At 52.1% G+C, this 10,989-nt stretch carries 9 protein-coding genes, 1 tRNA gene and 1 pseudogene; 2 read left to right on the top strand and 9 right to left on the bottom strand.

Annotated elements, in window-relative coordinates:
• The 7 genes from QQF33_RS03105 to tssB form a co-directional block, all read right to left on the bottom strand.
• A partial coding sequence (locus QQF33_RS03105) for an AAA family ATPase (RefSeq protein WP_285157347.1) occupies positions 1-1,510 on the bottom strand: 1,510 nt, incomplete at its 3' end.
• 292 nt (positions 1,511-1,802) lie between these two features.
• Complete coding sequence (locus tag QQF33_RS03100; protein WP_285143699.1) at positions 1,803-2,294, bottom strand: Hcp family type VI secretion system effector; 492 nt, start codon at positions 2,292-2,294, stop codon at positions 1,803-1,805.
• 1 nt (position 2,295) lies between these two features.
• Positions 2,296-4,011 carry an OmpA family protein gene (locus QQF33_RS03095; RefSeq protein ID WP_285143698.1) on the bottom strand — a complete coding sequence of 572 codons (1,716 nt, stop codon included), beginning with the start codon at positions 4,009-4,011 and terminating at the stop codon, positions 2,296-2,298.
• Positions 4,008-4,697, bottom strand: a complete 690-nt coding sequence (gene tssL, locus QQF33_RS03090; RefSeq protein WP_285143697.1) for a type VI secretion system protein TssL, short form — start codon at positions 4,695-4,697, stop codon at positions 4,008-4,010. Before tssL ends, QQF33_RS03095 begins: the two co-directional genes overlap by 4 nt.
• Positions 4,694-6,052, bottom strand: coding sequence for a type VI secretion system baseplate subunit TssK (gene tssK / locus QQF33_RS03085; protein WP_285143696.1), 1,359 nt, complete (start codon positions 6,050-6,052; stop codon positions 4,694-4,696). The genes tssL and tssK overlap by 4 nt, the downstream gene beginning before the upstream one ends.
• A gap of 12 nt (positions 6,053-6,064) precedes the next feature.
• Positions 6,065-7,612, bottom strand: coding sequence for a type VI secretion system contractile sheath large subunit (tssC, locus tag QQF33_RS03080; protein WP_285143695.1), 1,548 nt, complete (start codon positions 7,610-7,612; stop codon positions 6,065-6,067).
• A 27-nt stretch (positions 7,613-7,639) separates the two neighbouring features.
• On the bottom strand, positions 7,640-8,134 hold the full coding sequence (gene tssB / locus QQF33_RS03075) for a type VI secretion system contractile sheath small subunit (protein ID WP_285143694.1): 495 nt from the start codon (positions 8,132-8,134) through the stop codon (positions 7,640-7,642).
• Between the two features lie 874 nt (positions 8,135-9,008).
• Here tssB and QQF33_RS03070 point away from each other — a divergent pair.
• A pseudogene (locus QQF33_RS03070) lies at positions 9,009-9,543 on the top strand (integrase core domain-containing protein).
• Between the two features lie 597 nt (positions 9,544-10,140).
• Positions 10,141-10,431, top strand: a complete 291-nt coding sequence (locus QQF33_RS03065) for a hypothetical protein (RefSeq protein ID WP_285143693.1) — start codon at positions 10,141-10,143, stop codon at positions 10,429-10,431.
• Here the strand turns inward: QQF33_RS03065 and QQF33_RS03060 are convergent.
• Together QQF33_RS03060 and QQF33_RS03055 are read right to left on the bottom strand one after the other, a co-directional pair.
• Positions 10,373-10,531 carry an integrase arm-type DNA-binding domain-containing protein gene (locus tag QQF33_RS03060; protein ID WP_285143702.1) on the bottom strand — a complete coding sequence of 53 codons (159 nt, stop codon included), beginning with the start codon at positions 10,529-10,531 and terminating at the stop codon, positions 10,373-10,375. The genes QQF33_RS03065 and QQF33_RS03060 overlap by 59 nt on opposite strands.
• Positions 10,532-10,865: 334 nt before the next feature.
• A tRNA-Asp gene (locus QQF33_RS03055) sits at positions 10,866-10,942 on the bottom strand.
• Positions 10,943-10,989 lie beyond the last annotated feature (47 nt).

Below are 10,989 nucleotides of genomic sequence, written 5' to 3'. Positions count from 1 at the left end.
GCTCCTGGCCGTACTGGGTTTCCAGTTCGTCCAGTTCGACAATCAGACTCACCTCTTCGGCTTCTATCGCCGCCAGACGCTCGCCGTGCGTGGAGTGCCCCACCGCCAGGTCTTCCAGCAGCGCCTGTTTCTCCATCGCCAGCGAGGTGAGCTGCGCGCGGATGCGGGTCAGCGGCTCCGGCACGGTGTCGAGACTCATGCGCACGCGGGCGGCGGCGGTGTCGAGCAGATCGACGGCTTTGTCCGGCAGTTGGCGACCCGTCAGGTAGCGACGGGAGAGCGTGACCGCCGCGCGAACGGCGTCATCATTGATGTGGACGTTGTGGTGTTCGGCATAGCGGGATTTGAGGCCTCTGAGCATCAGGCAGGCGGTGTCGTCGTCCGGCTCGTCCACTTTCACCATCTGGAAGCGGCGCTCCAGCGCGGCGTCGCGCTCGAAATACTGTTTGTACTCAGACCAGGTGGTGGCGGCGATGGTACGCAGTTCGCCACGCGCTAATGCTGGTTTCAGCAGGTTGGCGGCATCCGCGCCACCCGCCTGGTTGCCCGCGCCGATGATGGTGTGGGCTTCGTCGATGAACAATAAAATCGGCACTGGGGACTGCTGCACGGCATCGATGACATTTTTCAGGCGCTGTTCGAATTCACCTTTCACACCCGCGCCCGCCTGGAGCAGGCCGAGATCGAGGGTGCGCAGAATGACTGGTTTGAGCGACTCCGGGACATTGCCTTCAGCAATGCGCAGCGCCAGCCCTTCCACCAGCGCGGTTTTCCCTACGCCCGGCTCGCCGACCAGGATCGGGTTGTTTTTACGACGGCGGGAGAGAATGTCCACCATCTGGCGGATCTCCGTATCGCGACCAAACACCGGGTCGATTTTGCCCTCTTTCGCTTTGGCGGTGACGTCGAGGGTGAATTTATCCAGCGCATTCTGGAGCGCAGGCGACAGTTCGCCCTCTTTCACTTCCGCGCCCACCGGACGCCCGACAAACTCTACTTCGCCACCATGCGTCTGCGCCAGCTCTTCTTCCTGCTGCGCTTCCGCACGTTCGTCAGACTGGGCGTCCAGCAGCGGACGCAGGCGTTCGAGCTGACTCTGGCCGAGGGTCAGCAGCGGCCACAGGCCGTCGCAGCGGATCAGTTTCGGGCTTTCCGTCAAGGCGATCAGCAGATGCTGGCTGCGGATCTGCTCTTCGCCCTGCAAAGAGGCGGCCATCCAGGCCTGTTTCAGCAGCGTGTTGAGAGAGTCAGAGAGCGTCGGGCGGCTGCGTACGGAGCGCGGAAGCGTATCCAGCCAGCCCAGCAGCGCCTGCCACATGCCGTCCATATCCCACTCGTAGCGGCGCGCCAGCACCGTGAGATCGCCTTCCCCCTGCTCCAGCAGTTTCAGCAGCCAGTGTTCGGGCAGGATTTCGGCGTGGGCGCGGGTCTGGCACAGGGAGGCGGCGCCTTCCAGCGCGCGGGCGCAGTAAGGGTTAAGGCGACGTAACAGGACGGCTGAGTTTTCCATTTTTCTCTCTTCTTTTTTCCGGACACGCTACCGCCCTTCGCTTTCCCTTTTCACAAGGAACCCAAAGCGCATCAGGTCTGGCAGGCAGATTGTGTTTTTACTTAGCACCCGACTCGCAGGTGCTCAGGAAAACTGCGGACAGGAAACCCTGTCCGCACAAAAGCATTTACCCTAAATAGTTCGTGTCGCAGGAAGGCGGCAAGTTCTCGAATCCCCTGGAGCATAGGTAACTATGTGACCGGGGTGAGCGAACGCAGCCAACGCATCTGCGGCGCGAAATATGACGGGTAAATTAAGCGGTCGTACGTTCGTTCCAGGAATCGGAATGAATGATGTTGCCGTCTTTGTAGGTCCAGGTGATTTTTTCGTAACGCAGTTCGATCATTTCCAGATGGTTGTGTTTCTCCATCGCTGGATCTTTGATGTCATGCATTTTTGGTGCAACTTTCACCAGCTTGACGTTCTCCAGTTTGGTGTTGAAATACTCCACCTCCTGGCCTGCGTCATTAATGCGGTACCATTTGAACTCAGCAGTTCTCAGGGTCTGGCCGGTGGTCACCGCTTTGTAGAGATACGGACTTGAACTGTCGATCTCTTTGGTGAACAGGAACGGCGTATGAATACGCGTGCCGGTCAGTTTGCCGGTGTTGTTATCGGTCGGGATGTACAGGTTGTGATCCTGTGCTACCACTTCGATGCTGCCTTCACGGTCTTTCACATCAACGGAACCCTTGATACGTGCGCCGCCGTCGTCTGTCAGCCATAAATAGACTGGAATTGCCATGTTACTTCTCCATTTTCTGAGTTAACCCCTCATCCTTAGCCGATGAGGTTTTTGATACGCCCTGTGCCTGACAGGCATCTGCCTGAGGCACAAGGCTGATTTCGACACGGCGATTGGCCGCACGGCCTTCTGCAGTGTCGTTGCTTTTAATTGGACGACTCTCGCCATAACCCTGAACGGCAAAACAGGTCGGGGACACATCACTGGTTTGCAGCATCCAGTCGCGCACGGCGTCGGCACGTTTCAGTGAAAGCTGCTGGTTAGCGAGATCATCGCCGGTATCGTCGGTATGACCGGCAACCATAATGAGCCAGCCGGGACGAGCTTTAATATTGACGAGCGCGTTAACCAGCACTTTCGTCGAACCTGACTTGAGCTCTGATTTCCCAACGTCAAACAGCGCCAGGCTGTCCAGCCGCACGGTCTGCGGGGCCAGGTCAGGTGCGGGTTCAGCCGGCGGAATATAGGTGCTGATGGCAGCAAGGATAGGCTGGCGCAGACGCTCTCCCTGATAGAGACCCAGCCCGAGTCTCAGCGGCTCACCGCTGCGAAACCATTCATCCAGCTGAGCTGCATCCTGTCGCAGCACCGCCACGGCCTTTGCTTTCGGGGCAAAGTCCGTCATCGCGATGCGGTAATAATGCTGAATATCGAATGCCAGACGATGCAGTAGCTGGCGGTTCTGCCAGCCGCTGCTGCAAAGCGCCACCATCACCGTCAGCGCAAAAAACAGAACACCCTGCGACAGCGCTCGCGAACGCGGAGTAATCCCTGAGCCGCTGGGCAAAAAGGGCAACAGAAAATCCGGAAACAGCGACGTTGGCGGAGCTGATTGCCTGTCAGGCTGCCAGCCCTGGACCTGCCCCAGCGACGTTCTGGCCTGTAGATGCTGAAGCCACAGCGAACCTTCTGAGTCATTCTCCAGTGAAGCCGACTGATAAAGCGCAATGGCACAGGGTGAGACTGACGGGATATCCGCGCTGTCACCCGCGAGCGCGGGAAGAACGTCGGTATGGACCCAATCGGCCAGCGTATTGATGATGACCTGCTGTTGCAGACAAGCTTCCTGTGTTGCCTCTTCTCCTTGTGAAATCCAAACAGGAACCGGGCACGGCGCCCGTTCTGGCAGCCAGACTTTCATGGTGTCGCCCGGCAATGCCGCCTGCCACAACGCAGTAACCACCGGTTGTGCGGCCACCCGGCTGACCAGCAACAGCGGCACCTGACGTCTCAGCGTACGGCGCAGGCGGCTGACCTGCCAGCGACGCTCATACAACCAGGCTGATAATGCGGCTTGATCCGTCTGTTGCTGGGGATTCACGACGACCATAACCGCCAGTTGGCTTGCCCATTCGGGACGTAGCCATAAAAGTTGCCGGGTAAAATCCCGCAGTGTGAGCGACGCCCCCACTTTCAGCCAGCAGCCCTGTGCAGTCTGTTGAACCAGTCCCCCGCCGAACATCTCTTCCAGCGCATCACCACAAACCAGTATCACCGGTTGACGGTATGTCACGGGTGGGAGTCCGGTCAGCAGGCGCTCTGCGACCGCAGCATCCGGGCGGCGATGGCTGCGGATCATCCCAAAAACGCAAATCAGAAGAATGACGAACAACACCATGCCACGGGTCAGTACCGTAAAAGGTAAAAACACCAGAGTGAGTACACTTGCCAGCAGTGTCCCCCATAGCCATAAGCCACGATGCCAGGCAAGACTCATCGAATCACTCCAGGCAACAGGGCGGGTAACAGACCTTCAAGCCAACGGTCCAGCCCCCACCACAGTAGCGCGACGACCACAGTTGAGAGCCACAGTCGTACCGGCCAGTGGCTGAGCCACCGACGGACAATATGGCGGCCCGGTGCCGGTGCCAGTATGGGCCGCGTCTGACTGAAATCAAACGCGGGCACCCGCTCGCTGAGTTGCGCAACCAGCTGTTCGCGCTCCGGCACCGACGATGACGCATAACCCCCGAGAAAACCCAGCATCAATGCACGATGAAAGCAGATCAGCACTGAGATGTCTGGCGCTGGCTCACGCAATACCTGACGTATCCGCTCGTAAAGCTGATTACCGGCCTCCAGCGTGCCGAAAAAATGCGTCTGTAGCGGTGAATTACACCACTGAACATAGGCATCATCTTCCTGATCCCGCCCTTTAACGGTTTCATCCAGCACCGCGCACTGGGTATATAGAATGTGCTGACAGCTTTGCTCACTGTGATCCGCCGCTTTTAGCACGCGCTGAACGGTTTCAATATCCGCGACACAACGCTGCCAGTATTTTCGCCCCTCTCCTTGCTGAAAACTCACCCCATGGCGCAGGCTGACTACCTGTAACCAGGTGTTCTGTAAGAGTTGATCGATATCACAGGGCTGGTGTGGGAAGATCTTTATTTCACTCATGTTCTCAGTACCGCAAACAGTTCAAGCTGAAGCTCTCCGAGTGTCCCGGGAACGTAAAAGACGCAACTGCCCGCCGCCAGCATCGGAATAGCCGCCGTATGGGTAAGATCGAGTGAGAAATACTGATTTTCCAGCCGAAGGGGAATCGCCGCAGGAACGTGGCTCAACGGGCGCAGCGGCACACCATACATCGCCACATTCACCACATTATTCACATCATCCGGACTGCCGATTTTGCACAACTGCGGAAACTGCGTCTGAAGCTGTGCAGCTGGCAGCGGCGAGCGTACCGACAGATAGAGATCCATGCCTTCACTATCCCGCAACCGTGGATCGTGCAAGTGCGCCAGCCAACGGTTAAGGCGAGGATCGTGCTCCAGAGCAATCGCCACCACCCTCGACGGTAAACTGGCCTCTAGCAGCTCATTGAGCAGGGTAAATAACGGTGGAAAAACACCTGACAGATCGCCATGCTGGTAGACGGGAATGGCGGTAATTTCATGAGCCAGCGAAAACGTCAGGAGATGACCTGCGAGCCGAGCCAGTTCCTGATACAGCCTTTCAGGATGTACCTGCCGGTAACGCTGAAAATTCCCCAGCACCGGTTCAGCCCCGTTCAGGGCATTCAGCAGCCAGAACAGGGATACATCCGCAACAGCAAAATCAGCCATGCGCTCGTTACTCTCGCGGCGCATCCCCATAAGGCGACTGATCCGCGCACGCAACTGCGCCATCATCAGCTCCAACTGTTCACACAATCCGGGGCTGGCGTGCAGACTCAGCAATGGCGCGATAAACTCTCCATCCTGGGCCCAGTTACCCTGCGTGTCCCGCACTAATCTCACCAGAGGACAGACCTGATAGTCGCTGTTCTGTTGAGTATTGAGGCGCAACGTAAGTTCGTGATGCATCACGGCAACCTGCCGGGTATCGTCCCCGAAGGCATTACAGATATCACGCCAGCGCTGTCTATAACGTACCGGGCGTTCAGCGATCTCTTCGGGCTGCAGGCAGTTCCCCCCATTCGGGTAGAGCTGAGGCAGTGCCAGCATCACCACCACACTGTTAACATTCGCGGGAATGAGATCCGCCAGCTCCAGTGTCAACGGCAACGGATCGGCGCAATCCGTATCGATAAGCGTCCCATCCTGAAAACGGACACTCAGATGACGCGCTTTCACACGCCCCTGGCGAAGGGCATCGGGATCCATATCGGTCCGCAATACCCCCCAGGGATGCATCACGCCCATACCAGCAATACATTCGCGGCTCCAGGCTTCAAAAGAAGCCTGCTGCTGAAACTGCTGCGGGGACATCATCATCCCCCGCGCCCACAGTGGACGTTCAATGATCATCACAGGCTCCGGTTACGATTTGCCTTTCGGCATTTGCGAAACCAGCGACAGATTGACGTCCATCCCTTCAACCTGGAAGTGCGGAATGGCATAAAGACGCACCCGGAAGAAGCCTGGATTGTCCTCAATATCTTCCACCGCCACCCGGGCATCACGCAGCGGATGAGAAGCCTGTAAGTCATCACCCGGATCGGTCATTTCCGTCACCAGACTACGCACCCAGTTATTCAACTCCAGTTCCAGCAGGCGGCGATCTTTCGTCGTGCCGATATTTTCACGCTGCAGAATCTTCAGATAATGCGCAATACGGGACAGCAGGAACACATAAGGTAAACGGGTATTAATGCGGCTGTTCGCGGTGGCATCCGGTGTATCAAACTGCGCAGGACGCTGGGTGGAGTTCGCCGAGAAGAAACAGGCATAATCACGGTTTTTGTAGTAGGACAGGGGAATAAAGCCCAGATTAGAGAATTCAAATTCTCGTGTTTCCGGGATCATTATCTCTGAAGGAATTTTCACCTGATTGCCGGTGCCGAGATCGTACAAATGGATCGGCAAATCAGGGACGGCTCCACCTGCCTGCGGACCACGGATCTGGACGCACCAACCATTCTTAACGAAACTTTTCACCATGTTGGCAGCGAAGGCAAAGGAGGCATTCGTCCAGAGATATTTGTCATGGTCGTCGCCCTTCACTTCTTCGACATAATTGAAGCTACGCACGGGCAAAGTATCCGGCCCATACGGCAGGCGAGCCAGAACACGCGGCATTGTCAGACCGATATAACGGGAATCATCAGACTCGCGGAAGGCTTTCCACTTAATGTATTCCGCACGTTCAAAGTAGTTGCCGATATCTTTAATGGCAGCCACTTCTTCCATAGAGTCTTTGAGAAAGAACTCGGGGCCTACTGAGCCAATAAAAGGCATATGGGCTGAAGCCGCCACTTTCGAGATATTACGCAGCAGGGTGATATCTTGCGCAGTAGCATCAAATTCATAGTTGGAAATCATTGAAGCAATGGGTTCGCCACCGGGAGTGTCATATTCTTCAATATACGTGTGCCGATACAGGCCGCTTTGAATGATTTCCGGACAATCTTCAAAATCCTGTCTCAAATCATCCTTGGAGATATCCAGTAGCTCAATTTTTGTATTCCGGCGAAAATCAGTACGTTTAACCAGGAAATCCAGACCCCGCCAGAGTGACTCTACTTTCTGAAAATCTGGATGATGCATTACCACATCAAGCTGGCGGCTAATCTGGTGGTCAAGTTCGGCGATGTGACCATCGAGCAGGACTTTATCGAGCTTATCAACTGGCTGACCGGAATGTTTAAGGCGCTCCAGAAATACCTGCATAGCAGCTGTCAGGCGCTCACCGGTCGAGACATCGGATAATACCTGGCTGTCTTGAAAAGCAGTGATATCACCGAATTCTGAGACGGGTGTCAGGTTAATTTTTTCAAACAGGGAAGAATAGATACCGCCTGTTTCAGGGCGTTCCAGCACGGTCGTCTGGCTGCCGTGGGTCTGTTCAGTTTTAACTGTCATCAGCATAATCTCTCGTTAATCATCAGTAAGTTTTCAGGCCTGAGGGGCCAGTGCAGACAATTCGCCGCGCAGGGCTTCGCTCAGGGAAGGGTCTTTAAGGATAATTTCGAGTTCTTTGCGGAAGGTGGCGTTATCCAGAAGATTAGATTTGAGATCGCGTAATAAATTACGCATTGCCAGCATTGCACGAAGCTGAGGTATCTGACGGGCAACCTGCTCGGGTTCAAAATCAGCCATGCTGCCGAAAGAGAGGGTAAGATCGTCCTTATTTCCCTTTCCTGCCACCGTATTTTCGACACAGAGATTAACAACAGGATTGATATCAGCCAGTACACTGTTGAAATTATTGTTATTGATATTAATTTTTTCACGTTCAGACAGCGGGCATTGTTCCTTGCCATTACTGTAGTCCCCCATAACAACCAGTTTTAGGGGGAGTTCTACTTTCTTCCTGGCCCCGCCGGTATGAAGATCAAGCGTTAAATTAACGCGTGCTTTGGGCACTTCATTCTGGAATGAATCTGACATCAGAGAACTCCTTGCTCATCGTTATAAATTGCTCACTATAATACTTTTCATTGTTCATAAAACACCGACTGTTTTGGTGTAGGTTTTCGGACCAATAACAAGCATCAATAGTTTGAAATATAAAATTCACAAAACAAATAAGTTGAAACCAACTCAGTATATTAGTAATCAGCAAGCTCCAAAATATAATGACCTTGATCACACTTTAGATATCGAATCTCCAATTCAGTTCATAAGCCATAACCCCCTTAATTACACCATCAATTAAAATTATTCCATAACTCGCATAGGCATATGTACCTCATGTTTAGACAGATCAGTCACAACAAAACAAAGACATTAAGATACAATAAGAAATAAATTTATTTAAATATCTCATTTAACTTATCACCCATCAACATAACATACAGTATTACCTATTGATTATTATCCATACTCAATCGCTTAACAACCCATTACAGCCTAAGCAATACTTTCAATTGATATATCATTGATACGAATTGATTATAAAAATGTATCTATAGAATTTACAGTTAAATGTTAACAATTAACACCGTTACTAATTTATAAAAAGTACTCACATTATTTATTAGTTTGGTGAATTCTACAAACCATTCATCACTCTCAGCATGTCATTTCACTTTGATGTCATAAGCACCACACCCCAATACTTTAATTGATCACGCATTCCTTTCTGATTAAATTTAAAAACCAAAATCATTCACGATGCAAATATTATAAAATAAAAAACACCCGAGGGAATATATTGATAACCTTTAACTTTCTTTGTTCTTTTATCATATTGACCTGCTCCCCATTGATTAAAGCACCGCGATGTTAGTAATGTATTCATAAGCCACATGAGGACATTCCCATGAAGAAGCGTTTTTCCGACGAACAAATCATCCAGTATCCTCCGCGAGGCTGAAGCAGGGGTTTCTGCCAGGGAGTTTTGCCGTAAGCACGCCATTTCCGACGCCACCTTTTACACCTGGCTTAAGAAGTATGGCGGTATGGAGGTGCCAGAAGTTAAGCGCCTAAAGTTGCTTGAGGAAGAGAACGCCCTGCTTGCCAAAGCCATGCTGGATAAGGGGGCGCTTCAGGTGGCTTTGGGCGAAAGTACTGATGACAGACCAGAAGCAGGAAGCCGTTTCTTGCGCCTAATCCAGCCGGGCAAGTCAACATAGAACGGATTTATTGAGCGTTTTAACGGACGATTTCGCGATGAATATCTGAATAAGCACTGGTTCAGCGGTATCGTTCACGCCAGGAAAATCGTTAATGATTAGCGGCAGGATTATAACGAGTGTCGTCCACATTCAGCACTGAATTATCAGACGCCATTAGAGTTTGCAGTACGGTGGAGGAATGGAAAATGTGAAGGTAAACAAACCGACATTACTAACTGACGGTTGTATCTAATACTGGGGGCAGGTCATGTGGAATGTAACAGATTCAGCCAATCGGCAAGGCGGTAATAAAGCACCCGCCTTTCTCCTCAATGATGGCTTTTTATTAGCGCATCGGCTAGGCGTTCGCCGTAATCGGCCAATTCGGTGAAGTCGGTGTCGGCATTGAAAGATAATGTAAGTGGAGAGTTTTCGGACGAATGTGGTTGAGTAGGCGTAGAGCTATGCTATCGCTGGAAATAAAGAACACCCAGAGGATTGTTGGGCTAAAAGATTAATAGGTGTCAACAATATATGGAGGAAGGGGAAATATCATTGCATGGCAAAAATAATCTGCATGACACCTGTGACAATAACCAGTCACTGTCAGCTTAAGTCTGAAATAATACAAATAAAAAGCAGGCGGCTTCGCTCACCACCTGCCTTTCAAATCATAAATGATGCCGTTACAGTATTGCACTCTGCGCGGCTCTGCTGAACACTAGTCCATCACCTCAACCCGTTGTGCCAGATACAGGGAAAGGTTATAGGCAGCGTGGGCTAACACGGCCTCACCGGGACGTCAGCAACTGCCATTTCAGCAGGTAACGAGCTATCATGACCAGCTTCGTGTTTTATACACGATGCATCAGTTCCAGCTATCCCTCGGGGCGGATGGTTGCCATGTGCAGCTTTATCGGCTTCTCAAAAACTTTACCCATCTTTGAAGCAGGATTCGAATCCATCAGACCTGAGTGTACTGCATACACCATCACCTCACTGCTTCTGTTCTTTTGCTTCCTGCTTCAGCATTTTCGGGTCAATGCCCCGAGCCAGCAAATTAAGATATTCATCCTGAAGAAGACGGGCGGCCCGCCAGCGTCATGGCCGGATAATATCCTAAAGTAATATTAATACGGGCGGTGGATTTGGGACGTTGATAGCGAAAACGCCAGATTTTTTTACCGGAAGTACGGACAGAAAGCGTCAGACCTTGCCCGTCGGGCAGGTCATAATCTTTATCGGTGGATTTTGCTTTTTGTACTGCAATGGCAGTACGCAGGCGGCGACTAATGGTTATGGTTCACTCCTCAGTTGTCGTCAATAGTGAGCGACGGGAATGATGTAATATGCTGTTCCAGAATCACTTTTTCAACCATAAACTCATTAATGGCCTACGGTATTTATCCTCCAGCTGCGTAGGCCATTTCATGGGCCATTTTGCACCGGATACCCCGGCATTCTGGGAGACAACTTCAGACGAAAAAAAAACCGTATCACTATAATAGCGATACGGTTTTCTTAATAATCAAGATGTATAAAAACACCCTGAGATATAAAAGTGGCGGAACGGACGGGACTCGAACCCGCGACCCCCTGCGTGACAGGCAGGTATTCTAACCGACTGAACTACCGCTCCACCGAAGACTTCTGTAACTACCGGATTGATGCACCGGTTTACTACTT

The sequence above is a fragment of the Lelliottia wanjuensis genome (genome assembly GCF_030238365.1).
Lineage (GTDB): Bacteria > Pseudomonadota > Gammaproteobacteria > Enterobacterales > Enterobacteriaceae > Enterobacter > Enterobacter wanjuensis.
The sequence above is the reverse complement of the archived record's forward strand: the minus strand, read 5'-3'. Positions and strand labels throughout refer to the sequence as shown.

What these genes read in the sequence shown, in the direction of transcription:
- QQF33_RS03100 (WP_285143699.1), bottom strand. Translation starts at nt 2,294, where the DNA reads ATGGCAATTCCAGTCTATTTATGGCTGACAGACGACGGCGGCGCACGT.
- QQF33_RS03095 (WP_285143698.1), bottom strand. Translation starts at nt 4,011, where the DNA reads ATGAGTCTTGCCTGGCATCGTGGCTTATGGCTATGGGGGACACTGCTG.
- tssC (WP_285143695.1), bottom strand. Translation starts at nt 7,612, where the DNA reads ATGCTGATGACAGTTAAAACTGAACAGACCCACGGCAGCCAGACGACC.
- tssL (WP_285143697.1), bottom strand. Translation starts at nt 4,697, where the DNA reads ATGAGTGAAATAAAGATCTTCCCACACCAGCCCTGTGATATCGATCAA.
- tssK (WP_285143696.1), bottom strand. Translation starts at nt 6,052, where the DNA reads ATGATCATTGAACGTCCACTGTGGGCGCGGGGGATGATGATGTCCCCG.
- QQF33_RS03065 (WP_285143693.1), top strand. Translation starts at nt 10,141, where the DNA reads ATGACCAGCTTCGTGTTTTATACACGATGCATCAGTTCCAGCTATCCC.
- tssB (WP_285143694.1), bottom strand. Translation starts at nt 8,134, where the DNA reads ATGTCAGATTCATTCCAGAATGAAGTGCCCAAAGCACGCGTTAATTTA.